Source organism: Pseudoflavonifractor capillosus (genome assembly GCF_016902575.1).
GTDB classification, from domain to species: Bacteria; Bacillota; Clostridia; order Oscillospirales; family Oscillospiraceae; genus Enterenecus; species Enterenecus capillosus_A.
The window spans coordinates 1-25,109 of sequence record NZ_JACSNZ010000019.1 but is presented as its reverse complement, the minus strand read 5'-3'; the positions used below and the strand labels follow the sequence as shown (position 1 = coordinate 25,109).

The window sequence follows — 25,109 nt, the reverse complement described above, 5'->3', positions numbered from 1 at the left end:
CTTGTATTATTAGCTTAATACAAGTATACATATCAACCTATCATCTGTCAAGGATAACTGTGGCAGGGGTGGCAAGAAAAGGCGGCATTTTACCCCGGGGTTTTATACACTTTGAAGATTGACAGATGGGCGGGGGCAGGCTACTATTTTGAAAGTGAATTTAGGAGGAGGGATGAAATTGAAGCTGCTGCGACAATTTCTCATTATATTGCTGCTGTCTTTTGTGGGAGAAGGGCTCCACGCCCTGCTCCCCCTGCCGGTGCCTGCCAGCGTGTACGGGCTGGTGTTGATGCTGCTGTGCCTGTGCACCGGCATCATCCGCCTGGAGCAGGTGGATCGGGCTGCGGACTTTCTCATCCTCATTATGCCGGTGATGTTTGTCCCTGCCGCTGTGGGGCTCACCGAGAGCTGGGAACAGCTGCGCCCTGTGCTGGTGCCGATGGTGGTCATCATGGTGCTCACCACGGTGCTGGTAATGGTGGTCACGGGACACGTGAGCCAGTTTATCATCAAAAGGAGGGAGAAGCGTGGGTGAGTTTCTGGGAAATTCCCTGTTTTTCGGGGTGGCGGTCAGCCTGATCGGATATGAGGTCGGCCTTTTGCTGCGGCGCAAGTTCGCCCTGGCCATTCTCAACCCCCTGCTCATCGCCATCTGCTGCGTGATTTTGTTCAACAAGGCTCTGGGCATCCCCTATGCGGAATACTATGAGGGGGCGCAGTACCTGGCCTACCTGCTCACTCCGGCCACCGTGGCCCTGGCGGTGCCTCTGTACCGGCAGTTGGCCCTGCTCAAGACCCACTGGCTGGCCATTTTGTGCGGCCTGGGGGCGGGGATCATCGCCGGAGGGGTGGGCATTCTGGCCCTGTCCGTGCTCTTCGGGCTGGATCACCAGCTGTATGTGACCATGCTGCCCAAGTCGGTGACCACTGCCATCGGCATGGAGCTGTCCCGGGAGCTGGGCGGCGTGGTGGCCATCACCACCGCCGTCATCATCGTCACCGGCATCCTGGGCAACGTCATTGGCGATCTCATTTTCTCTCTGTTCCGCATCAAGCACCCCATTGCCAAGGGCCTGGCCCTGGGCAACTCCGCCCACGCCATCGGCACCGCCAAAGCCATGGAGCTGGGGGAAGTGGAGGGCGCCATGAGCAGCCTGGCCATTGCGGTGGCGGGGGTGCTCACTGTGGTGTCCGCCTCGGTGTTTGCGCAGTTTTTATAAGGGCTTCCCTTTCTCCAGGGAGCAGAAAAATTTCCCCTCTGCAAAGAGCAGTTTCAGACTTTCCAGTCTGGTAGGGACGCTCCGCTGGGGTCTATTTCTCAGCGATGAGAAATAGACGAAAGAATCGCCAAAGGAGGGGCCTTCCCCCTCCTTGTGGAATCCACCCCGCTTTCCCATGCTGTCAGGAGTTGCTTTCCGGGCCGGGCCGAAGGGCGGGTACCATGCCAGGGAAAATACAGGCTGGCCCCTACCCAGTCGCTGCTGGGAAGTGCTCCCTTGTCCTGGTTTCGGCCCTACCTGTGGCACATCCCGGCCCACAGGGGCCGGGCGGTGGCTTTTGCCCCCAAACTTGAGAGCCAGGTGGGTTGCAGCGGTAGAACTCCAAGCCCTCGGCGGCTGGGAACAGCCGCTACCACCAGGAAAAGGCCCGGACAGGGGAACTGCCCCAGCGTTAGGGCCAGCTGCCATGGTGGACTGGGATAGTGGCACAACCAGGAACAGCGGAAGACCTTCCGGGCCGTGGACATGGGACGCAGTGCCAGCCTGGGCTAAAAAAGGGAGGTACCTAGGGGGGAACGCCCTAGGCGATTCTTTGGTGGCTTTCTCATCGGGGAGAAAGCCACCCTGCGGAGCAAACCCAAGCTGCCTGGTTGGCCGTTGCCTTCAAATCTTGGACAATCCCTCATCACCAAGGCCGCTGCTTTTCCCACCCTGGCAAACGCTACCCGCTGGGATGGCGCACCCCGCCCCCCATGGGCCGGGCGGTGCCCCCTACCCCTGAGACTTCCCGGCTGTCCCACTCTGGGATTGCCGGGATTTTTCAGTTGTCAATTCCCCGGGCATCATGTAAAATAATTTATGTATGAAATGAAATAAGGAGGTGTACCCATGTCCATGCTGCTGCTGCCCAACGAGATCCTGTCCATGACCGCCCAGGCCGCCCGCCGGCTGGTGGAGACGGGAGACGGGGACTGCGCCCTTTTATATCTGGCGCTGCTCCAGGGAGGGAGCGACCCGGATCGGGCCGCCGGACAGCTGGGCTGGGACACCCCACGCCTGAGCGCTGCCTTCTCCCGACTCACCAGCCTGGGGCTGGCCCAGGGCAGCTGCCCCTCTCCCGCCCCGGTCTCAACCCAGCCCGCCCTGGTGGATGATCGGCCCCCGGAGTACACCCGGGGTGATATTGCCCACGCCCTGGAGCGGGAGATGAGCTTCCATGGGCTGTACCTGGAGATGGAGCGGCTGCTGGGCAAGGTGTTTTCCGACGCAGACCTGAAGAGTCTGTACACCATTTACGATTACTTGGCCCTGCCCGTGGAGGTCATATTCATGCTGGGGGGCTATGTGGTGCGCTCCAGCCGCCGGCAAAAGGGAGAGGCCGCACCTCCGCCCCGCATGAGTGAGGTGAAGAAGGAGGCGTTCCGGTGGAAGCGGCTGGGCATCACCACCGTGGAGCGGGCGGAGGAATTTCTCCGCCGTCAGGAGAGCATCGACCAGCGGGAATGGGGGGTGCTCTCCGCCGTGGGCGTCACCCAGAAGCGGCCCGCCATCGACCGGGAGCGGGAGTACATCAACCGTTGGGTGGGATGGGGCTTCTCCGATGAGATGATCCATCTGGCCTACGAGCGCACCATTTTCCGCAAGGGGCAGATGAACTGGCCCTATGTGAATAAAATTTTGGAGTCCTGGCACAAGTCCGGCTTCACCACCCCCCAGCAGGTGGAGCAGGAGCGGGGCGGCAAACCCAAAACCCAGGCCGCAGCCACCCAGGGCGCCAAGCCCCAGGAGAACTATCAGCCCAGCCAGAGCCGCATCCGGCAGCAGTCTGACTGGCTGGATCAATTCTTGCAGCAGCAGGAGAAAGGTGGGAACTAAATGTCCTACGACGCAGCCATTGTCCAGCGGGCCAGCGCCCGCCTGGCCCGGCGCCGTGAGATCCGGGAGCGCCGCCGCTGGGATCTGGAACAGCAGCTTTACCGCCGGGAGCCTCGTCTTCGGCAGCTGGATCGGGCCATCGGTTCCACCATGGCAGAGTTGGCGGGCCTGGCCATCTCCGGCAAACCCATCCAGGCCGACGGCCCGGAAATTGCCGACATTCGTAAACGCAACCTGGAGCTCCAGGCCCAGCGGGCCGAACTGCTCCACACCCTGGGCTATCCCCCGGATGCCCTGGACGACACGCCCGCCTGCGCCCAGTGTGGAGACACGGGATGGGCAGGCAGCGAGATGTGCACCTGCCTCAAGCAGCTGTGCGCCCAGGAGCAGATGAAGGCTCTCACCGCCCTATTGAACCTCACCGACGAGCAGGACTTTGACCGCCTGCGCCTGGATGTGTACTCTGACCAGCCCTGGCAGGGGGTGGATCGCTCCCCCCGTGAGAACATGAAGCGGGTGGTGACGGTGTGCGAGGGCTTTGCCCGTCGCTTTCCCAACTACCCCCTGCGGAATTTGCTCTTGTCCGGCGGCACCGGGCTGGGCAAGACCTTTTTGTCCGGGTGTATCGCCCGGGAGGTGTCCGGCCGGGGACACTCGGTGGTGTATGACACCGCCATCAGCCTCTTTACCGCCTTTGAAGCCCGGAAGTTTTCCCGGGATCTGGGGCAGGAGCGGCAGGCCAGGGACGACACCCGGCGGTATCTCAACTGCGATTTGCTGATCCTGGACGATTTGGGCAGTGAACTCACCACTCCCCTGGCCCAGTCCACCCTGTATGAGGTAGTAAACAGCCGTCTGCAAGGGGGCTTGCACACCATCATCTCCACCAACCTGTCCATGGAACAGATCGCCGCCCGGTACACCCCCCAGGTGGTGTCCCGGCTGGCCGGCGCCTACCAGGAGCTCACCTTCTATGGGGACGACATCCGGCGCATGGCCCGGTGACCTCCCCGGAAGCCACGCCTTTGGACACCCTTCCCACCCCCCGAGAAGATTTTATTCTTTTGTAACAATTTCCTGTGTATATTTGTAACGACTTGCGGGTATCCTATCCTTGCAAGCTAAAGTATCTCTTCTTTTCATTTCTCCTTTCTTTCCAGCTCCGGGGCTTTTGTGGTCCCGGAGCCCTTTTTCTTTTCCAGACCATTCCAGACCATACAAAAAACATCTCCCGAGGCCGATTCACGGCCTCGGGAGATTGTTTTACTTCTTATGCCAGGGAAGTCCTGGATGGTTTGCCTTAGGCTCTGCGCTTCCGGCTGACAACCACCAGACCAACGCAGGCGGCGCTGGCCAGCATCAGGCCGGTGAACAGAACCAACTGGCTGGCATCGCCGGTGGGAGGCACCGTGCCGGTGTCCCCATCCACAACCACGTTGGCCAGCACATAGGTGCTGAAGTGCTCCAGGTTGGCGGTGACGGTGCGGGCATCCTTGTTCACGGTGATGGCAATCTCCTCGGTGGTCTTGCCGTCGTCAGACACATAGAACAGCTTCAGGTTGTCCACAGACAGGTTCTCAGGGATGGCGAAGGTCATCTGCACCTTGCCGCTGGGCTGAACGGGCTTGCCGTTCAGGGTGGCGGTGATGTCCAGAATGGCGGTGTTCTTCATGTCAGCCACCACATCCTTCAGGGCTTCCTTCACGGTGTTGTAAATCTCACCCTGGGTGACGCTCTCCACGGTGATCACAGTGCCCTCGTCAAACACCTGGTCGGCGTTGCCCACAGTGATGGGATCGTCGGTGTTGTTGTCCACAGTGACGCCGCCACCGGTGACAGGGGCGGAGGGCTGCACGGGATCCGTGGGCTGCACAGGATCGGTGGGCTGCACAGGATCGGTGGGCTGCACGGGATCCGTGGGCTGCACGGGATCCGTGGGCTGCACAGGATCGGTGGGCTGCACGGGATCGGTGGGCTGCACGGGATCGGTAGGCTGCACGGGATCGGTAGGCTCCACAGGATCACCTTCTTCGATGGTGAACTCCTTGGACACGGAGCCGGTGTAGCCCATGATGCCCCGTACGGTAACGGTACCGGTGCCAACGCCCTCGTTGTTTGCGTACTCCACAGCGTAGTCCAGACCATACTTCAGGGTGTCCTCACCCAGAGTGACAGTGACCTGGGGCTCCACGGGCTGGCCGTTGTACTCATAGACATCCTTGTCCAGGGTGACGGTGGCAGAGGACAGGTCAGTCTTCTGCTCAGCCACGCGCACGCGCAGCTCGGCGCAGGACATGAAGCGGTTGGCCACGTCGCCAGTGCCGCCGCGGGTCTCCACGCCGTACAGGCGCACATACTTGGCCTCGGTGGGTTCTTCAAACAGAGCGATCTTCCAGTTGGTGTCGTGAGCCCAGTCGCCCTGAGCCACGGTCTCCCAGCTATCGGCCTCCCCGGTCATGCTCACCTGCACCTCATACTTGATGACGATGCCGTTGGCGATGGTGGGACGGGGCTGATAGCGCAGGGCGTCCAGCATGGTGGCCTCAGCCAGCTCCAGCTGAATGTAGCGCTTCTCAGGGTTATTCTCCAGGTATTCATCCCACTTGGTGTGCCAGTAGGTGTCTCTCTTGTTGTCCACAGCAAACCCAATGGGTCCTTCCACATTTTTGTCAGCAGGTGTCTGCTGACTGGCAGCCGTGGCAGCGGTCTTGGTGTAGTCATAGTCCCGGCTGGCATCGGTGGCATCGGTGTTGGGTCCCTGCTCCACACCCAGGTTGATGGTATACACGCCTCGGGTTCCGTGGTCCTCAGACTCGGTGAGGATCTTCACCACGTTGTTGTAGGCGGGCAGAACGGTGTAAGCCACGTTGCTGGACTCCACCTCCAGGGTGTCCACCACCAGGGCCTCGGTGGAGAAAGTACGGGAGGAGAGCTCCTCGGCCGTCCACTGCTGGCCGTTGACAGACACGCTGGTGAACTCAGCGGAGCTGCTGATGGGGAAGCTGGTCTGAGCCACATTCAGCTCCACCTCGCTGAGGCCCACGCAGTAATATGTGGCACCGCTGGGGGGATCGCCCGCCTTGTTGGTCAAGGTGATGCGGAGGTACACCGCATCGGTGGGCTCAAAGGTGTAGGCAATGCGGTAAACACCTTCGCTGGGGTTGGTCTTCTCCCCGGGGGTGATATCCAGGGTGGTCCACTCAGTACCCGTACCACTGACTTCCATCTTCACAGCGGAGGGCAGTTCGGCGGAGTAGCTGTCGGTGACATGGTACAACACAACCTCGCCCAGGTACTGGGCAGTGGCGTAGGTAAAGGTCAGCTGGGCAGTCTCGTTGCCTGCCTGGGCGAAACTGTAGTTAGTCCAGATGCTGGTGTTCTTTCCACCTTCGTTGTTGGCATCCTTGGTGGTGCTGCCATTCCGGATGGCCTCCAGGGTATCGCTCTGGAGCTCCTCAGGGATGTTCTGGGTCAGGCTGCTGGCAGCCCCGGCCACGTTGCCGCCAATGGACACGGTGCCGTCGGCCACACGCACCCAGGCCTTGACTTCCAGCTCCTGGCCAAAGACCTGGCTGGTGCCGGTGACTTCCTTGGTGCCGGTGGTAGCGGTAAAGTCTTCAGGAATTTCCTCCCACACCACGGGGAACTCCACGTTGAGGATGGTGCCGTCAGCAGAAACTGCGGGACGGGAGGCAGGCAGGGTCACCTTGCTGCCGGTACGCACGGCGGTGGAGTAGTTGAGCAGGGCAGCCACCTGATCCAGCATGGTGATGTTCACAGAGACGGTGATGTCGGTATCACCCAGAGCACCGCTGACGGTGAAGGAGCCGGGCTTCTGGGTGAGAGCCTGGTCATACTTCTCCCAGGCCACCTTCAGATCGGCGGTGGTGCCGTCCTTGTAAGTGACGGTCACAGTGTCGGGCAGCTCGGGGGTGTTGCCCACCTTCACATAGTAGTAGCGGGAGATCTGATAGCTGGTCACAGGGTTCCCCTCTTCTCCACCCTCGTCTCCCTCAACGGGAGTGGTGGTGACGGTGACAGAGCCCTGGGCCAGGCCGTCGGCAGTGGCGGTGACGGTAAACTCACCGGCCTTGTCGGTGGACTGCACGATGGCCACCAGCTGGCCAGCGCCCACGTCACGGGACAGGCTCTGGTAGGAGGTGTGGTCGATCTGACGACCGTTGTCCACGCCCACAATCTTGCCGTTGCCGGTGATGGACAGGGTCACATTCACGTCGTCGGTGTTCACCAGGTTGCCCTCAGCATCCTTCACGTCGATGGTGATGTAGCTCAGGTCGTCGCCGTCGGCCACGATGGAATCCCGGTCAGCGGACAGGGTGAGCTTTGCGGCCTCACCAGTGGTCTTCACCACGCTGCGGCCGGAAGTGGTCTCAATGAGATCACCGTTTTCATCATAGGCCTTGGCCTCCAGAGTGCCCGCAGCATAGGGCACCATAAAGGTGGCATACAGGCTCTCGTGGCCGGTCTTCTTGGTGAAGGTGTCGGTACCAGAGGTAAAGGTGCGATAGGTGTACCCGGCATTGGTACGGGTCACGGTGGTCTCAGCAGTACCCACCAGCTGATCGTTGAGGTACAGCTCCACCTTGGCGGCGTCGGAGTACACCACCACTTCCACCTTGTTGTTGCTGTCCTTCACCACATCACTCTCGTTCCAGGTGGGCAGCACATGCAGGGTGGTCACATCATCATTCCACTGGCTCTGGTACAGATAGAAGCTGTCCTTGGGCAGGCCGTTGGTGTCGATGATGCCGAAGTAGGAGGACTTGGGAGAGTTGGGCCAGGAACCTGCAGGGGTAGAGCCTGTGGCATTCCAGGGGGTGGGCTCGCCGATGTAGTCAAAGCCAGTCCACACAAACTCACCCATGGAGTTGTCACGCTGCAGCACTCGCCACCAGGCGTCACTGGCCACGGCGCCCCAGTTCACCTTACTCTTGTCGTAGGAGGTGAGCAGGTAGTCGCCCTTGCCGCCGTCGCTGTTGTTGGCCTTGCGGTCATACACGCCACGGCTGTTGACGGCAGAGGCAGTCTCGGAGTAGTAGATTTTCAAGCCCTTGTCAACCCAGTTATCAAAACGATCGGTGCCAGCATAGTTCAGGCCTACCACGCCGCCGTGCTCATTGATGACAGCCGCCACCTGAGCAGCTCTGTCATCTTGGGCACTATTTTGACCGAAGGTCACAGGGCGGGTGGCATCCACTTCCTGCACCCAATCGCAGAGATTCCCGGCAATCGTGGGGTAATTCGTGGTATAGGCGTTGTTCACACCCTCGAAGATTTCATTGCCCAGGGAGTACATAATCACAGAGGGGGCGTTGCGATCCTGGTAGACCATGGCCTTGATGTCGAACTCGGCCCAGGTCATGCCGGTCTCGCCGCCCAGGATGTTGTTGCCCTCCTCGATGGTCACGTTGAACCACTCGGAGTAATCGTGGCTATTGCCGTTCTTGGGGGTCGCCCAGGTGTCGAAAGCCTCGTCGATGAGCATCATGCCCTCACGGTTGGCGATCTCCACCAGCTCGTCCGCAGCGGGGTTGTGGGTGACACGGATGGCGTTGCAGCCCATGTCCTTGAGGATCTGCACCTGGCGCTCGATGGCCCGGTACCAGGCCTCAGCACCCAGGGCGCCCTGATCGTGGTGCATACACACGCCCTTGAGCTTAGTGGGCTCACCGTTGAGCTCAAAGCCGTTGGTGTTGTTGAAGTCCAGCCAGCGGAAGCCGAACTCGGTGGTGTAGGTGTCCACCACCTCATTATCCACCAGCACCTCGGTGACAGCGGTATACAGGTTGGGGTTGTCGGTGTCCCACAGCTTGGGGTTGTTCACCTTGGCAGTGAGGGTCACATCCGTGGTGGCTCCGTTGGCCACGTTGACGCTCTGGCTGCTGACAGAGGCCGCAGAGGCGGTGGAACCATTCTCATAGATGGTCTGGCGCACCACCACATCGGCAGCGGCTTCAGTCTCGTTGGCCACGGTGGTGACGATCTTCACAGTGCCGTCCTCGCCATTGGTGCCGGCCAGGTTGGGCGTGGTGATGTAGGTGCCGTTCTCCGCCACGTGAACGGGGTCGGTGACGGTCAGGTGCACGGAGCGGTAGATACCGCTGCCGGAGTACCAACGGCTGGAGGGGGTCTTGTGATCCACCTTCACCGCCAGCACATTGTTGCCCGTATAGTCCAGCAGATCCTGGGGCAGCTCAAAGGAGAAAGCGGTGTAGCCATAGGGGTGGAAGCCCAGCTCGGTACCGTTGAGGTAGACGGTGGCGTTCATGTACACGCCGCCGAAGTTGACGGTAATGACCTTGTCCTTCCAGCTTTCATCCGCAGTGAAGCTCTTGCGGTACCAGCCGGTGCCGCCGGGCAGGTAGCCGCTCTCACCCTCGCCGCTGGTGGTGAACTCCTGCTCGATGCTGTAATCGTGGGGCAGGTCCACCTCATCCCAGCTGGCGTCAGTATAATTTTTATCGGCGCTGCCGTCACCCAGGTTGAACTTCCAGTGGTCGTTGAAGTTCACTTCCCGGCTGTCTCCGCCAAGACTGTTGACGTAGACGGTCTCCTCCTCAGAGGAGGTCTGCGTGCTTGTGATGCTTCTCCCATTGCCGGCAAATGCGCCAACTGTCACCAAGTTGACACAGGTAGCCAGAGCCAGGGCGCCCGCAAGCATCCGTTTCTTCTGGAACATGATATTCCTCCTTCTTTCTTCCCCGATACAATCCGGGCCAATGTGAAAATGGGCATAGCACACCCATCTCCGCAGAAATATGCAGTCTCAGTGTACCATGGTTTGTGCGAAAACACAAGAGAGTTTGCCTCTGGCTGTTGTGAAACTATACAAAGTGCTCGAAATGGCTTGAAATCCCAAAATTAACATATAATCAGCTGGTTTTTGTTACTAAAATTTCAATTATTGCCGCTTAACTTTTTACTAAAAGCCCTGTGGAGCCATTTCAAAAAAAAATTTCCTCTGCCCTGGGGTTCACCCACAGGCAGAGGAAACATAAAAACTCTTTACTTACTTGCCCACAAAGTCCCGGGCCACCTCAGCGATGTGCTCAGCGCTGAGGCCGAACTCACGCAGCAAAGCGGCGGCAGGGCCGGAGTAGCCGAACTCGTCGTTGACACCGATGCGGCGCACGGGGGTGGGGCACTGCTCGCTGAGCAGGGCGCACACGGCCTCGCCCAGGCCACCCACCACGTTGTGCTCCTCACAGGTGATGATCTTGCCGCACTCCCGGGCGGCCTTCAGCACCAGCTCGTCGTCCAGAGGCTTGATGGTAGCCATGTTGATGATCCGGGCGTGGATGCCCTCAGCCTCCAGGGTCTTAGCGGCCTCCAGAGCCTCGGCCACCAGCAGGCCGTTGGCGATGATGGCCACGTCATTGCCTTCGGTGAGCACCTCGCCCTTACCGATCTGGAAGGTGAAGTCCTCGCCGTGGAACACGGGCACAGGGGAGCGGCCAAAGCGCATATACACAGGGCCCTGGTGCTCATAGGCGGCCTTGGTCATGGCACGGGCCTCCACCTCGTCGGCGGGGGACATGACCACCATGCCGGGAATGGAGCGCATGACGGCGAAGTCCTCACAGCACTGGTGGGAAGCGCCGTCCTCACCCACGGAGATACCGCCGTGGGAGGCGCCGATCTTCACGTTCAGGTGGGGGTAGCCGATGGAGTTGCGCACCTGCTCAAAGGCACGCCCGGCGGCAAACATGGCGAAGGAGGAGGCGAAGGGCACCAGGCCCATGGCGGCCACACCGGCGGCCACAGCCATCATGTTGCCCTCAGCAATGCCGCAGTTGAAGTGGCGGTTGGGGAACTCCTTGTGGAACACAGCAGTCTTGGTGGCCCCGGCCAGGTCGGCATCAAAGACCACGATGTCGGAGTGGATGGCACCCAGCTCCTTCAGAGCTGCGCCGTAGCCCTCTCGGGTTGCGATTTTCTTTACCTCTGCCATCTTACATCCCCTCCACTTCTGCCAGGTGGGCACGCAGCTCGGCCATGGCCACCTCATATTCCTGGTCGTTGGGCGCCTTGCCGTGCCAGCTGGCGTTATTCTCCATAAAGCTGACGCCCTTGCCCTTGGTGGTCTTCATGATGATGGCAAAGGGCTTGGTGGCCTGACGGGCCTGGGCGAATGCGGTCTCCATCTCGTCAAAGCTATGGCCGTCGATCTCGGTGACGTCGAAGCCAAAGGCACGCAGCTTCTCGTCAATGGGGTAGGGAGACATGACATCGGCCACATTGCCGTCAATTTGCAGGCCGTTGTTGTCGATGATGACACACAGATTGTCCAGCTTGTAGTGGTTGGCGAACATGAAAGCCTCCCACACCTGGCCCTCCTGGATCTCACCGTCACCCAGCAGGGTGTACACCCGGCAGTTGTTGCCCTGGTACTTGGCAGCCAGAGCCATACCGGCGGCGGCGGACACACCCTGACCCAGAGAGCCGGTGGACATATCCACACCGGGGGTGGAGTTCATGTTGGGGTGGCCCTGGAGGTGGCTGCCAATGTGGCGCAGGGTGAGCAGATCCTCCACGGGGAAGAAACCGCGCAGAGCCAAAGCGGCATAGAGACCGGGGGCAGTGTGGCCCTTGGAGAGAACAAAGCGATCCCGGTTCTCATCCTTGGGATTGGCAGGGTCCACATTCAGCTCCTTGAAATAGAGATAGGTGAACAGGTCGGCAGCGGACAGGCTGCCGCCGGGATGACCGGCCTTGGCGGCATGGGTGCCCTCAATGATCCCAAGGCGCACCTTGCAGGCGGTCACAGCCAGTTGCTTTTTCTCAGCTGCGGTCATAGTCTCATACTCCTTTTTCTAAAGTAGACGATCCCCAAGGCGCACCTGGGAAGCCTGGGGAACTGATTCCAATCTATCCTCCGAACCCACGGCCGGGCACGAAGCGGGACGGGTTGAAATGACGCCTCACACACCGCCATCTTTCCCATAGTCATACGTGTTATATTCTACACTAGTCCCCAGCGTGTCTACAAGTCTTTTTCTCAAAAAAGTTGCCCAAATTCTCTGCCCCACCTGTGCTTTCCCCTGTTCAAGTCAATATCTTCCAACCTTCAAAAAGAGCCTGCTGCAAATCTGCAACAGGCCCTTTTCCCCTTTTATCTATGTTTGCCCATGAAGAACAGGGCCACGCACCCCGGGCCGGTGTGGGCACCGATGACGGGGCCGATGTAGTTGAGGATGATCTCCTTTGTGCCGTACTTCTGTTTGATCTGGTCTGCTACGAACTGGGCGTCCTCCTCACAGTCGCTGTGGCTGATGAACATGGTCTGGTCTGCCACGTCCTCCCCCAGCTGGCCCACCTTGTCCACCAGGGCCAGCAGAGAGGCCTTGCGGCCCCGGGCCTTGGCCACATTGATGAGGTGGCCCTCGTTATCCACGTGGAGCACCGGCTTGATTTGCAGCATGGTGCCCACCACGGCGGTGGCAGCGGACACCCGGCCGCCACGCTTGAGGAAGAACAGGTCGTCCACGGTGAACCAGTGGCACTGGCGCAGCTTGTTCTGCTCCGCCCAGTCCGCCACCTCCTCCAGGCTCTTGCCCGCCTGGCGCAGACGGGCAGCCTGGTACACCAGCATACCCTGGCCCAGAGAGGCACACAGGGTGTCCACCACCCGGATGGTGCGGTCAGGGTACTGCTCGGCCAGATCCTCTGCGGCGATGCAGTAGGAGTTATAGGAGGTGGACAGGCCGGAGGAAAATCCCAAAATCAGCACATCCAGCCCCTGCTCCAGGAAGGGAGTGAGAAAATCGGTGACCTGGCCCACATTGACGGCGTTGGTGGTGGCCATTTCGCCGCCACGCAGCCGGTCGTAGAAGGTCTTGGGGGCCATCTCCCGGTTGTCCGGGTAGTTATAATAGGTTTTCTCTCCAAAGAGAAAGGCCAGGGGGACACTATGTATTTCCAGCTCTTCCACCAGGCAGGCGGGAAGATCACAGGACGAATCGGTGACAATGACATAGTTTGACATGGGAAAGCTCCTCCTTTGACGTGGTTTACTTCTTTTTACCACCCAAAAGCAGATCGGTGCGATCCGACTTCTGAGCCATAATTTCCAATAGACGGCGGCAGACCAGCCCGTGGGCATAGCTCTGCAAGGCATAGGTGAGCACCATGCCCGGCAGATCCTTCACCTGTGCGTTCTCGTCCAGCTGCTGGGCAGCCTGGTTCAGGGCCTGGTCCAAAAAGCGGCAGAAATAGTCGTACTGCTGCTCTGAGGTGCCGTTTTCCCGGCCAATGGCCACCAGAGTGCGCATCTCCCGCACACTGAGCACCTGTTTGAGCGCACTGATGGCGGTGAGATAGGCCAGATGCTCCTGGCCGTACTTCTTCCCGTTGGCCCGGGAGAGAAGTCCATCCTTGATGTAGTTGTTGATCATGGCAGAGGTCAGGCCGTCCCCCGGCTCAAAACACACCATCTGGCGGGTGAGATAGGACACCACCTGATCCATATATAGGGGAATGTCCGGCAGCCTGTCCCACCCGTCCGGGCGGTCAGCGGCCAGCTTTTCCTTCAGCTCAACCAGTTCTTCCACGGCAGTATCAACTCCAATTTGATGGTGAAAATTATACCACATCGTTTCAGAGACGTAAAGCCCGAGAAGCGTCTTTCCCTACGGCAGCACACCCAGCAGCAGCGCCGTACCCACCTGGGCCAGAAATGGCATGGGCCCAGGGCCGGAATAGGGCAGCACCAGCTCCTGCCGCTCCACCACACCCCCGGTCAGGGTGGGAAACTCCCGCTGCACCGCCACCGCCGCACGGCTGTCCGTGAGGCTGGACAGGGTCAGGGTGTCCCAGCCTGCACAGCCATAGCTGAGCAGCACCCGGGGCGGGGCGAAAAACCGGGGTGGGGGTACATCTCCCGGCACCAGAGCAGCAGTACATGGGGGCAGATGTAACGGCTGTGGCCCGTGGGGCGCCACCACCAGCAGATCCAAAGGCACGTTCCAGGTGGGCTGGGGGGCACAGCAGGCCCGGATGAGACAGGGTGCGGCCTGGGTCAGCCCTGTCAGAGCAGGGCTCAGACTCCCCTCCGGCTCCCACACCCCTACCTGCCACATCTCCGCCACCTCCCCAGTCTTGTGCCATTAGCATGGCTGTTTTAGGGGAAACCTATGCACTCACTTGTGTTTTCTGTGATAAATCACACAGTTGACCAGGCTGCCCACGATCAGGATATTGCCGCATAGGTACAGCCACACCAGCAGGATGATCACGGAGGTCAAGGAGCCGTACACCAGGGAGTACTTGGTGGAGCTCTCCATGAAGTTGGAGAAAATCATAGAGGCGATGGTCAAAGCCACAGCAGCCAGCAGGGAGCCGGGGATCACCGGGGGCCGGGGCTTTTCCAGGGGTGAGGCGAAGCGGTAGAGCAGCAGAATGAAGAGAAACACCAGGGCGGTGAGCAGCAGATACTTACACCACTGCCAGGTGTCCACCTGGGCCACCAGATTCTCCAGATTCAACAGCTCTCCAATCATACGGAAAAACCAGTTTCCCGTCACCACCACGGTAATAGACAGGTAAATGGTCACCAGCAACAGCACGGAAAAGACGATGCTGGCCACCAGCTGGTGCACACCCCGGAAGGTGGCCCGGCCGTACACCTCGTGCATCACGTTCATCAGACCCCGCACGGCCGCAGAGGCAAAGGCCGCTGACATGAGCACACCCGCCACCAGCATGGCGTTGGACTGGTGGGTGTCAATGTACCCCAAATAATCCAGAAATATGGACACCACCTCGTGGGGCAGCACATAACTGGCCTCTTCCAGTAAGGTGCTCATCTCCAAATCCAGCTTGGAGACAAAGGCGGAGATGCAGATGAGAATGGGAAAAAAGGTGAGCACCAGAAAGTAGGCCAGCTCGGCGGCGGCCCGGCTCACCCGGCAGGAGAAATACAGCCCCGCTACATCCGAGACAAAGGCCACCGGCGGAAGGCGCAGAAATGCCTCCAACATCCGTTTCACAGCAGGCCGCCCCCTTTCATGGACAAAAATATTACATTTTAGTATACCAGAGGATTTGAGGCAGGACAACGGGAATTTTGTCTCACAAGTTTCCGCCTTCCTCTCCTGACATGGTGGTAGGGGCCGAGCTTGCCCGGCCCGCTCTACCCTGGCATTGCCCTGGAGGCCTTCATCCATACAAATGATCCGTGCCGCAAAGCGGCACACCATAATTGTTCATGATTCATTCTTCATTTTTCATTATTCGACGAGCATGGTCAGCTCCTCCACGCTCAAGGAGGGGTTCAAGGCCAAACTCACCCCGTAGCCCAGCACCCGGGACAGATCCGCCACCCGGCTGTCCACCTCCCGGGGGGTGACAAACAGCTCTCCTCCCGGCAAATCACCGGGAGCCCTCTCCCCCAACAGGTCGTAAATGAAGGTGGCGCCGTCCACCACTGTGGGTACCCCCAAACTCAGCACCGGCACCCCCAGGCTCTCCTCTGTCAAGGCATGGCGGTGGTTGCCCACCCCGGAGCCGGGGACGATGCCCACATCCGACAGCTGCACCGTGCGGCACAGCCGGTGCACCGACCGGGAGGCCAGAGCGTCGATGGCAATGACACAGCTGGGATGCAGTTTCTCCACCAGCGCTGCCACCAGGGCGGCACTCTCCACCCCTGTGGTGCCCAGCACCCCGGCGGCCAGAGCCGCCACCGGCCGCAGGTGTCCAAACTGGGGCAGCTGCTCCACCAGATGCCGGGTCACCAGGGTGTAGTCCACCGCCCGAGGCCCCACCACGTCGGGGGTGATGGCCCGATTCCCCAGCCCCACCACCAGGGTCAGCCCCTGGGGCGGAAGCATGGGCGTCATCTGCCCGGCAATGGCCTGTACCGCCCGGGCAAATCCCGCCTCCTCCCTTCTCAAAAGCCCGTCCAGCTCCATGGTCACATAGGTGCCCATGGGCTTGCCCAAAGCCCGGGCCGCCTGAGGGGTGCGCACGTAAACCACATGGGTCTCGTATCCCTCACAGGTCATCTCCCGGCTCTCTGCCCCCTCCACATCCCCGTGAAGCTGGTGGGCCTCCAGGGCCAGATCGGTGCGAATGCTTCCTCCCATTTCTCCCGCTCCCCTTCCACTAGATATTGCGAAAGCGCCAAATCGTCACCCTATTTTTTGCGTGTGAAAAATTTTTTATACAAATATCAAAATAAGTGTTGCATTTTCTGGACTTTGGTGTTAGAATACATATCTGCGACGGGAAACTGCGCAAAAACATAAAATCACATCGGAGGAGGTGTTTGGTTTGCCCAATATCAAGTCTGCCAAAAAGCGCGTTCTGGTCAACGCCACCAAGGCGGCTCAGAACAAGGCTCAGAAGTCCGCGCTGAAGACCGACCTGAAGAAGTTTGAGGCCGCGGTGGCCGAAGGCAACCGCAGCGAGGCCGATGCCGCTTATAAGGTGGCCGTTAAGGCCGTGGATCAGGCTGCTGCCAAGGGTCTGCTGCACAAGAACAATGCCGCTCACAAGAAGAGCGCCATGACTGTGAAGCTCAACAAGCTGGCCTGAGCAAGTGGTGTCTGATCGCTGAGACAAGCGCAAAAAGCCGTCTGGGAAACCAGACGGCTTTTCTGTTTATCCAGAAAGGAGAGTTCAAACGTGATTCGATGGGAATGTGACTACGCCGAAGGGTGTCACCCGGACATTTTGGCCGCACTGGCGCGCACCAACTGGGAGCAGACGCCAGGCTACGGGGTGGATGAACACTGTGACCGGGCCCGGGCGCTGATTCGTGACCTGTGTCAGGCCCCTGACACCTGTGTGGAGTTTTTGGTTGGCGGCACCCAGACCAACACCACCGTCATCGCCGCCGCTCTGCGCCCCCACCAGGGGGTGTTGTGCGCCCACACCGGGCATATCAACTGCCACGAGACCGGGGCCATTGAGTCCACCGGCCACAAGGTGCTCCCCCTCCCCTCCGCCGACGGAAAAATCACCGCCCAGCAGGTGCGGGATGCCGTAGAAGCCCACTGGCAGGACTCCACCCACGAACATCTGGTACAGCCGGGGATGGTATACCTCTCCCATCCCACCGAGCAGGGCACGGTGTACACCGCCCAAGAACTCACCGCCATCTCCCAGGTGTGCCGGGAATTTGGACTGCCCCTGTTTGTGGACGGAGCTCGGCTGGCCTATGGCCTGGCCGCTGAGGAGAGCGTCACCCTCCCCCTGCTGGCCCAGCTGTGCGACGTGTTCTACCTGGGCGGCACCAAGGTGGGCACCCTGTTTGGCGAGGCGGTGGTGATCTCCAACCCCACCCTGGCCTCCGACTTCCGCTACCTCATCAAGCAGCGGGGCGGTATGCTGGCCAAGGGCCGCCTGCTGGGGGTGCAGTTTGAGACCATGCTGGAGGATGGGCTGTACTTCCGCCTGGGCAAAAACGGCGTGGAACAGGCCCAGCGGCTGCGGGCCGTCTTTGCCCACAAAGGTTACCCCTTCCGCTATGACTCCCCCACCAACCAGCTCTTCCCCATTCTCCCCAATGCCCACCTGGAGCAGCTGTCCGGCAAACACGCCTGGTCTTTCTGGGAGAAGGTGGACGAGACGCACACCGCCGTGCGCTTTTGCACCAGCTGGTGCACCACACCTGAGCAGGTGGAGCAGCTGGCAGCGGATTTGAAAGGGTTGTCACAGCAGCCATAAAGCCACAACCCCGCCTTCAAATGAACAGTGAAAAGTGAATGATGAATAGTTATGGTGTGCCGCTTACAGCGGCACGGATTTCATGAGAAATGAAGACTTGAGGGCCAGCATTTTTCATTCTTCATTATTCGTTTTTCATTAACCCAGATACAAAAAATCCCCTCGGTGTAAACCGAGGGGGATTTTTTATGTATCTGGGTTAGGCCAGTGCGGCAGTGATGATGGCCATGGAATAGACCTCCATGGCGTTGCAGCCCCGGGACAGGTCGTTGATGGGGGCGTTGAGGCCCAGCAGGATGGGGCCGTAGGCGTCGAAATTCCCAAGGCGCTGCACCATCTTGTAGCCGATGTTGCCGGCGGAGATGTTGGGGAAGATGAAGGTGTTGGCGTGACCGGCCACCGGGGAGTCGGGGCACTTCAGATGACCCACAGAGGGGGACACAGCGGCGTCAAACTGCAGCTCGCCATCCACGGCAAAGTCGGGGTTGGTGGCCAGCAGCTTCTCGGTGGCGTTGCGCATCTTGTCCACATCGGGGCCCTTGCCGGAGCCCTTGGTGGAGTAGCTGAGCATGGCCACCTTGGGGTCAATGCCAAACACCCGGGCACAGGCAGCGCACTCCCGGGCGATCTCCACCAGATCGTCCTCGGAGGGGTCGATGTTGATGGCGCAGTCGCCCATGGCCAGCACCTCGTTGGAGCCGGTGGCGGCAGCACGCACCATGATGAAGCAGGAGGAGACGATCTTGTTGCCGGGCTTGGTCTTGATCAGCTGCAGGGCGGGACGCACGGTGTCGGCAGTGGAGTAGGTGGCGCCGCCCAGCAGGCAGTCGGCAACCCCCATCTTTACCAGCATGGTGCCGAAGTAGTTGCCCTGGAGCAGCAGCTGCTGGCACTGCTCCCGGGTCATCTTTCCCTTACGCAGCTCCACCATGGCTGCCACCATCTCTTCCATCTTGTCGTACTTGGCAGGATCCATGATGATGGCGCCGTGGATGTTGAACCCGGTCTTCTCCGCAGCAGCACGCACCTCGTCCTCGTTGCCGATGAGAACGGGCTTGAGGAAGGTGGAGGAGAGCAGACGGGCAGAGGCCTCCAAAATGCGGGCATCGGTGCCCTCCGTAAACACGATGGTTTTGGGGCTGGCTTTCAATTTTTCAATCAGTTGACCAAACATAGGTTGGATTCCCTCCATAATTCAGTAATGCCAGAGTTATCGCCTACTAATGTAGCACCATCCCAATGAGATTTCAAGGCTTTGGAAAAAGAAATGTAAATAATTATGGTGAAATCACGCTAAACTGGGAGTTACTGTATAAAGGGTGGTTTACGCTACCTACTACATTACATCGGCTGACGGTTCATTTGTGGCAAAAGTGATAACCAGCAGAGGGAAAGGAGTCATTTATGCAACGGGGCATGGCGCTACGGGAAGCGCCATGCCCCATCTTATTCGGCCCCCCGACAAATGGGAAGTTACTTGTTCCTTTTTGCTTTAGCTGCTTTTATGCCCCAGCCAATCAACAATATAAGCCAAGCGCATAATCCTGCGATAAACCCTGTAGTCCCTATGCTTTCAAACTGCAATTTCAGCGCAACATTTAATATTTTTACAACAATAGTTCCACATAGCATCAAAGCAAGCAATAAAAGAACTTCCAATCCAATATATTTAAAAATTTTATTTTTCATAAATGGCCGCCTCCACAGCTTCTAATTTGTTGCCCTGTTTGTTCTTAAATATAACACATAAAGGAAATCGCTTTCAAGTTGTCCCTGGCCAGAAAGTAATTATACCTAGGGCGCACTTACTCACCACCCGCAAGCGGGCGGAGGTACTGCCTGACGGCAGCCGTGCGCTCTCCGAGGGGGACGCTCCAGCGGGCCCACGTCCTGCTGGGAGCACCGAAGCTGGGAGCCGTCAAAGGACCGGCTTCGGTGCTACCAGCTTCAGTGCTTTATGGTGGCCAAGAGGGGCTTAAGCCCCTCTCTTTCAAAATGTGTGCTTTTCAGGGGGAAAAACCCTTGACAAATCGCTTACTGGGAATAAAGTTTGTTAAATTATTCTCAATTAAGGGCTGTGACCCAGTTTTAGGAAAAATCTTTGCTCTTTGGGGCGGTGTTGTGGAAAACAACAAAAATACTCTGAGCATTTTTCTCCCTTCCGTGGGAACCCATTATTTACTTATTGTAATCATTTCTGTATACTATACACAATGTGATTGGAGAACCAAAAGAGAGGGTATGACATGATCCACACTGATTTTTCACGATCTTTGTCCCTGCTGCGGCAGGAAAAGGGAATCTCCCAGCGGCAGGCCGCTGCGGCTCTGGGCATTTCCCAGGCGCTGCTGTCTCACTATGAAAACGGCGTGCGGGAGCCGGGTCTTGCCTTTGTGGTGCGGGCCTGCGATTTTTACAATGTCTCTGCGGACTTTTTGCTGGGCCGCACCCTGAGCCGGGACGGCACCACCATTCTGGACGCGGACACGCTTTTCGATGCCTCCACCCAGCCGGACAACGTGCTCAAGGGCTCGGTGATGGCCACGCTGTCCAAGAAGCTGGTGGTCAACTCGGTGGGCGTACTCTTTGACCTGTTGGGTAAGCTGGACAACAAAAACGCCATCCGGGCCGCCACCAACTACCTGTCCACCACGGTGTACATTCTCTTCCGCCACTTGCGCCGCACGGGAGCAGAGAACTCCGACAGCTTCTTTTCCGTACCCAAGGAGCAGTTTGTGGCAGGCCTGCCCAGAGTAGACCTGATCCTCAACGAGGCGGAGTATCTGGAGGCCCTGTCCCAGAGCAAGGGCAAGCAGACGTTCCCGGATATGTCCCACGACCAGATGATGGACGCCTATCCCGGCACCTATCAGTCTCTGCTGCATATCATTCACGCCTGCGGCGAGCGGCTCAACGGAGCCATGAAAAGCCACAAAGAGCGGGTAAAATAACCTTTACCGCCGCCCCACAGCGGCGTGCAACCTCAGGGAGGAGTCGATATTAAGTATGACCAAGCAAGACCACATTCGCAATTTTTCCATCATCGCCCACATTGACCACGGCAAGTCCACCCTGTCTGACCGCATGATCGAGATCTGCGGCGCTGTGGAGCAGCGACAGATGGAAGCCCAGCTGCTGGACAACATGGATCTGGAGCGGGAGCGTGGTATCACCATCAAGGCCCGTGCCGTGCGCATGGACTACACCGCTGACGACGGGGAGACCTACTGCCTCAACCTCATCGACACCCCGGGTCACGTGGACTTCAACTACGAGGTGTCCCGCTCCCTGGCCGCCTGCGAAGGGGCGGTGCTGGTGGTGGATGCCGCCCAGGGCGTGGAGGCCCAGACCTTGGCCAACACCTACCTGGCGTTGGATCACGACCTGGAGATCCGCCCGGTGCTGAACAAAATCGACCTGCCCGCCGCTGACCCCCAGCGAGTGAAGCAGGAGATCGAGGATATCATTGGCCTGCCCGCCCTGGACGCTCCGGAGATTTCCGCCAAGATGGGGCTGAACATCCGAGCCGTGCTGGAGGATGTGGTGCGCAACGTCCCCGCTCCCACCGGCGATGCCAAGGCCCCTTTGAAGGCCCTGATTTTTGACAGCCAGTACGACCCCTATCTGGGCGTTATCGTCTACTTCCGAGTCATGGAGGGCACCATCCGCCCGGGTATGAAGGTACGCCTCATGGCCTCCGGGGTGGAGCACACGGTGCTGGAGTGCGGCTACCTGCGTCCCCTGGGCATGGAAGCGGCCAAGGAGCTGTCCGCCGGCGAGGTAGGCTACTTCACCGCCTCCATCAAGAACGTCAAGGACACCCGGGTGGGCGACACCATCACCGAGGCAGCCAACCCCACCGCTGAGGCCCTGCCCGGCTACCGCCCGGTGCAGCCCATGGTGTACTGCGGCGTGTATACCGAGGACGGCTCCAAGTACCCCGACCTGCGGGACGCTCTGGACAAGCTGCAGCTCAACGACGCCTCCCTCTCCTTCGAGCCGGAATCCTCCATTGCCCTGGGCTTCGGCTTCCGCTGCGGCTTTTTGGGTATGCTCCATATGGAGATCATCCAGGAGCGGCTGGAGCGGGAGTTTGACCTGGATCTGATCACCACCCTGCCCTCTGTCATCTACGAGGTGACCAAGACTGATGGCACCGTAGTGCGGGTGGATAACCCCCACAACTATCCCAACCCCGGCACCATTGCCGAGGCCCGTGAGCCTTACGTCAACGTGTCCATCATTGCGCCCCCCGACTATGTGGGCAACATCATGCCCCTGTGCCAGGATCGCCGGGGCGAGTACAAGGACATGCAGTATCTGGACACCAATCTGGTGGAGATCCACTACCTCATGCCCCTCAATGAGATCATCTACGACTTTTTCGACACCCTCAAGGCCCGCACCAAGGGCTACGCCTCCCTGGACTACGAGCTGGCCGACTACCGCCCCTCCGACCTGGTGAAGGTGGATCTGCTGTTAAACGGCGACCAGGTGGACGCTCTGTCCTTCATCGCCCACCGGGACAAGGCCTACAAGCGGGCACGGCGCATCTGCGAGAAGCTCAAGGAGAACATCCCCCGCCAGATGTTCGAGATCCCCATCCAGGCTGCCATCGGCGGCAAGGTCATTGCCCGTGAGACCATCAAGGCCCTGCGCAAGGACGTGCTGGCCAAGTGCTACGGCGGCGACATCACCCGAAAGAAGAAGCTGCTGGAAAAGCAGAAAGAAGGCAAAAAGAAGATGCGGAGTTTGGGTACAGTGCAGATGCCTTCCGAGGCTTTCATGGCAGTGCTCAAGCTGGATGAAGAATAAAAACATTTTCTTTTTGCCTTCCGGGGCCCCACAACGTGGGGCGGCGCTGTGCGCCGTACAAGTGTTTTGCCCCTGGCAAAACCTTGGGGCAGGGGCAATTCACTTGCCCCTGCCGGAGTGAAATCCGGGGTCCCCATGAAACCGTGGTTTCATGGGGCTGGCAAAAAGAAAATGCGGAGTTTGGGTACGGTGCAGATGCCCTCCGAGGCGTTCATGGCTGTACTCAAGTTGGATGAGGAATAAGGGTCCACGATGGTGCCCCTCCGGCGGCACAGCCGCCGGAGCTTCCGCTAAATCTGTGCCACCGGCACAGATTCTTCACGCTACAGTGGCAGTACTCAAGTTGGACGAGGAGTAAAAACTGCGCACATTGTGCAAATGAAGAATGAATAGCGAATCATGAATCATTATGGTGTGCCGCATGGCGGCACGGATTTTCATTCGAAGCAGAGGCTTGAGGGCCTGCATTCTTCACTTTTCATCCATCATTTTTCATTGTCCCTTTGTCTCCCCCAGAGGAGACAAAGGGACAGAATCCCTCTTGACAGATTGCACAGTTCCGGATAGAATAACAAGAGATAATTTAGGAAAACCGGGCGAGGCTTCGCCTGTTTGAGGAACTGTTGTGCCCTGCCTTTGAGGGCGCTTTCATATACGATCTTTGGCAAACGATATGACACTCAAATACTGCGCCCAAATGGGTGGGCGGTTTTTCGGTTATCGCGGTGTACCCCGTGGGGTGCATCGCGTCTTATTTTGAGTTTTTGTAGTAAAATTTACACAATCAAGGAGGTGTGGGAACATTCATGAACGACATTATCATTGGTGTTATCGTGGCGCTCATCGCCCTGGTCATTGGCGGGGTTGTGGGCGCAGCTGTGGGCTATAACCGCCGCAAGGCCGTGGCTGAGCGTGAGATCGGCTCTGCGGAAGAGGAGGCCCGTCGTCTCATCAACGAGGCCATCAAAAGCGCTGAGAGCAAGAAGCGTGAGGCCACCGTGGAGGCCAAAGAGGAGATCCTCAAGGCCCGCAACGAGTTTGAGCAGGAAGTGAAGGATCGCCGCAACGAGCTGCAGCGCCAGGAGAACCGGGTCAACCAGAAAGAGGAGAACCTGGACCGCAAGATGGAAAACCTGGAGCGCAAGGAGGACGTGCTTGCCGCCCGCAGTGCTGAGCTGGATCGGGAAAAGGAAGAGCTGGACTCCATCAAGGAGCGCCAGACTCAGCTGCTGGAGCAGATCTCCGGTCTGACCTGTGAGGAGGCCAAGCGCTACCTCATCGAGCAGCTGGAGGAGGAAGTCACCCACGAGGAGGCTTTGAAGATCAAGGAGATCCAGGCCCGCTTTAAGGACGAGGTAGATACCTACGCCAGAGAGCAGATCGCCCTGGCCATCCAGCGCTGCGCCGCTGACCATGTGGCGGAGGCCACCGTGTCCGTGGTGCCCCTGCCCAACGACGAGATGAAGGGCCGTATCATTGGCCGTGAGGGCCGCAACATCCGTACCCTGGAGACCATGACCGGGGTTGACCTCATCATCGACGACACCCCCGAGGCCATCACCGTGTCCTGCTTCGACCCGGTGCGCCGGGAGATTGCCCGGCTGGCCCTGGAAAAGCTCATTCTGGACGGCCGCATCCATCCCACTCGCATCGAGGAGATGGTGGAGAAGGCCAAGCGAGAGGTGGACGCCACCATCAAAGCAGAGGGCGAGCGGGCCGTGTTCGAGACCAATGTCCACGGTCTCAACCCCGAGCTGGTGAAGCTGCTGGGCCGCCAGCGCTACCGCACCAGCTACGGCCAGAACGTGCTCAACCACTCCATCGAGGTGGCTCTGCTGGCCGGCTTGCTGGCCGCCGAGATCGGGGCCGACGTCAACCAGGCCAAGCGGGCCGGTCTGCTCCACGACCTGGGCAAGTCCATTGACCACGAGGTGGAAGGCTCCCACGTGCAGATCGGCGTGGAGCTGGCCCGGAAATACCGGGAGAGCGAGGCTGTCATCCACGCCATCGAGGCCCACCACGGCGACGTGGAGGCCAAGACCATCGTGGCTTGCCTGGTGCAGGCTGCCGACGCCATCTCCGCTGCCCGTCCCGGCGCCCGCAAGGAGAATGTGGAGTACTACATCAAGCGTCTGGAGAAGCTGGAGGAGCTGTCCTCCTCCTTCCACGGTGTGGAGAAGGCCTATGCCATCCAGGCCGGACGTGAGGTGCGCATCATGATTAAGCCCGAGGAGGTCTCCGAGGACGAGATGGTCATCTTGGCCCGTGACATCGCCAAGAAGATCGAGGACGAGCTGGAGTACCCCGGACAGATCAAGGTCAATCTCATTCGTGAGACCAAGGCCATCGAGTACGCCAAATAAAGATTTTAAGGCACCGCAGAACCCCTTCTGCGGTGCCTTCAGACTGTCAAAAAACGCAAAAGTCATGCAAGAAGTCTTGACTATCTTGCATGGGAAAAGCCCTCGGCAGAGTTTTCCCGCCCCCAGGCGGGAAAATAAATTGAAA

Annotated in this window: 20 protein-coding genes; 10 read left to right on the top strand and 10 right to left on the bottom strand. The window is 59.2% G+C overall.

Going from position 1 to position 25,109, the window contains the following annotated elements:
* Window positions 1-172 precede the first annotated feature (172 nt).
* The 4 genes from H9X86_RS07485 (at window position 173) to H9X86_RS07470 (ending at window position 4,100) form a co-directional block, all read left to right on the top strand.
* On the top strand, window positions 173-535 hold the full coding sequence (locus H9X86_RS07485; RefSeq protein ID WP_346011445.1) for a CidA/LrgA family protein: 363 nt from the start codon (window positions 173-175) through the stop codon (window positions 533-535).
* Window positions 528-1,220, top strand: a complete 693-nt coding sequence (locus H9X86_RS07480) for an LrgB family protein (protein WP_204900921.1) — start codon at window positions 528-530, stop codon at window positions 1,218-1,220. Before H9X86_RS07485 ends, H9X86_RS07480 begins: the two co-directional genes overlap by 8 nt.
* 888 nt (window positions 1,221-2,108) lie before the next feature.
* Window positions 2,109-3,095, top strand: a complete 987-nt coding sequence (locus H9X86_RS07475) for a DnaD domain protein (RefSeq protein ID WP_204900920.1) — start codon at window positions 2,109-2,111, stop codon at window positions 3,093-3,095.
* Complete coding sequence (locus H9X86_RS07470; RefSeq protein ID WP_204900919.1) at window positions 3,096-4,100, top strand: ATP-binding protein; 1,005 nt, start codon at window positions 3,096-3,098, stop codon at window positions 4,098-4,100.
* A gap of 295 nt (window positions 4,101-4,395) precedes the next feature.
* Here H9X86_RS07470 and H9X86_RS07465 read toward each other — a convergent pair whose 3' ends face one another.
* The 8 genes from H9X86_RS07465 to gpr form a co-directional block, all read right to left on the bottom strand.
* Window positions 4,396-9,795 (bottom strand): discoidin domain-containing protein, encoded by a 5,400-nt coding sequence (locus H9X86_RS07465; RefSeq protein WP_204900918.1) that lies wholly within the window; start codon window positions 9,793-9,795, stop codon window positions 4,396-4,398.
* Between the two features lie 330 nt (window positions 9,796-10,125).
* Window positions 10,126-11,067 carry a transketolase family protein gene (locus tag H9X86_RS07460; protein WP_204900917.1) on the bottom strand — a complete coding sequence of 314 codons (942 nt, stop codon included), beginning with the start codon at window positions 11,065-11,067 and terminating at the stop codon, window positions 10,126-10,128.
* A gap of 1 nt (window position 11,068) precedes the next feature.
* Window positions 11,069-11,911 (bottom strand): transketolase, encoded by an 843-nt coding sequence (locus tag H9X86_RS07455; protein WP_204900916.1) that lies wholly within the window; start codon window positions 11,909-11,911, stop codon window positions 11,069-11,071.
* A gap of 317 nt (window positions 11,912-12,228) precedes the next feature.
* Window positions 12,229-13,101 carry a DegV family protein gene (locus H9X86_RS07450; RefSeq protein ID WP_204900915.1) on the bottom strand — a complete coding sequence of 291 codons (873 nt, stop codon included), beginning with the start codon at window positions 13,099-13,101 and terminating at the stop codon, window positions 12,229-12,231.
* Between the two features lie 25 nt (window positions 13,102-13,126).
* A complete protein-coding gene (locus H9X86_RS07445; RefSeq protein WP_204900914.1) occupies window positions 13,127-13,666 on the bottom strand; it encodes a DUF1836 domain-containing protein in 540 nt (179 codons plus the stop codon).
* 78 nt (window positions 13,667-13,744) lie between these two features.
* Entirely contained in the window at window positions 13,745-14,194 is a 450-nt protein-coding gene (locus H9X86_RS07440) for a hypothetical protein (protein WP_204900913.1), read from the bottom strand.
* 60 nt (window positions 14,195-14,254) lie between these two features.
* Window positions 14,255-15,094 carry a YihY/virulence factor BrkB family protein gene (locus tag H9X86_RS07435; protein ID WP_204900931.1) on the bottom strand — a complete coding sequence of 280 codons (840 nt, stop codon included), beginning with the start codon at window positions 15,092-15,094 and terminating at the stop codon, window positions 14,255-14,257.
* Between the two features lie 249 nt (window positions 15,095-15,343).
* Window positions 15,344-16,201 (bottom strand): GPR endopeptidase, encoded by an 858-nt coding sequence (gpr, locus tag H9X86_RS07430; RefSeq protein WP_204900912.1) that lies wholly within the window; start codon window positions 16,199-16,201, stop codon window positions 15,344-15,346.
* Window positions 16,202-16,388: 187 nt separating this feature from the next.
* Here gpr and rpsT point away from each other — a divergent pair, with 187 nt between their 5' ends.
* Window positions 16,389-16,652: a 30S ribosomal protein S20 gene (gene rpsT / locus H9X86_RS07425; RefSeq protein ID WP_087232901.1), complete on the top strand. Its 264-nt coding sequence runs from the start codon at window positions 16,389-16,391 to the stop codon at window positions 16,650-16,652.
* Between the two features lie 90 nt (window positions 16,653-16,742).
* Window positions 16,743-17,786: an aminotransferase class I/II-fold pyridoxal phosphate-dependent enzyme gene (locus H9X86_RS07420; RefSeq protein WP_204900911.1), complete on the top strand. Its 1,044-nt coding sequence runs from the start codon at window positions 16,743-16,745 to the stop codon at window positions 17,784-17,786.
* Window positions 17,787-17,985: 199 nt separating this feature from the next.
* Here the strand turns inward: H9X86_RS07420 and pta are convergent, their stop codons facing one another.
* Complete coding sequence (gene pta / locus H9X86_RS07415; protein WP_204900910.1) at window positions 17,986-18,960, bottom strand: phosphate acetyltransferase; 975 nt, start codon at window positions 18,958-18,960, stop codon at window positions 17,986-17,988.
* A gap of 299 nt (window positions 18,961-19,259) precedes the next feature.
* Window positions 19,260-19,475: a hypothetical protein gene (locus H9X86_RS07410; protein WP_204900909.1), complete on the bottom strand. Its 216-nt coding sequence runs from the start codon at window positions 19,473-19,475 to the stop codon at window positions 19,260-19,262.
* A 333-nt stretch (window positions 19,476-19,808) separates the two neighbouring features.
* Between H9X86_RS07410 and H9X86_RS07405 the strand changes: the two genes are divergently transcribed.
* The 4 genes from H9X86_RS07405 to rny all read left to right on the top strand — a co-directional run bounded on the left by H9X86_RS07405 (window position 19,809) and on the right by rny (window position 24,964).
* Complete coding sequence (locus tag H9X86_RS07405) at window positions 19,809-20,036, top strand: hypothetical protein (RefSeq protein WP_204900908.1); 228 nt, start codon at window positions 19,809-19,811, stop codon at window positions 20,034-20,036.
* On the top strand, window positions 20,033-20,737 hold the full coding sequence (locus H9X86_RS07400; RefSeq protein WP_207752621.1) for a helix-turn-helix domain-containing protein: 705 nt from the start codon (window positions 20,033-20,035) through the stop codon (window positions 20,735-20,737). The genes H9X86_RS07405 and H9X86_RS07400 overlap by 4 nt, the downstream gene beginning before the upstream one ends.
* Window positions 20,738-20,792: 55 nt before the next feature.
* Complete coding sequence (lepA, locus tag H9X86_RS07395) at window positions 20,793-22,601, top strand: translation elongation factor 4 (protein ID WP_204900907.1); 1,809 nt, start codon at window positions 20,793-20,795, stop codon at window positions 22,599-22,601.
* Between the two features lie 806 nt (window positions 22,602-23,407).
* Complete coding sequence (rny, locus tag H9X86_RS07390) at window positions 23,408-24,964, top strand: ribonuclease Y (RefSeq protein WP_204900906.1); 1,557 nt, start codon at window positions 23,408-23,410, stop codon at window positions 24,962-24,964.
* Window positions 24,965-25,109 lie beyond the last annotated feature (145 nt).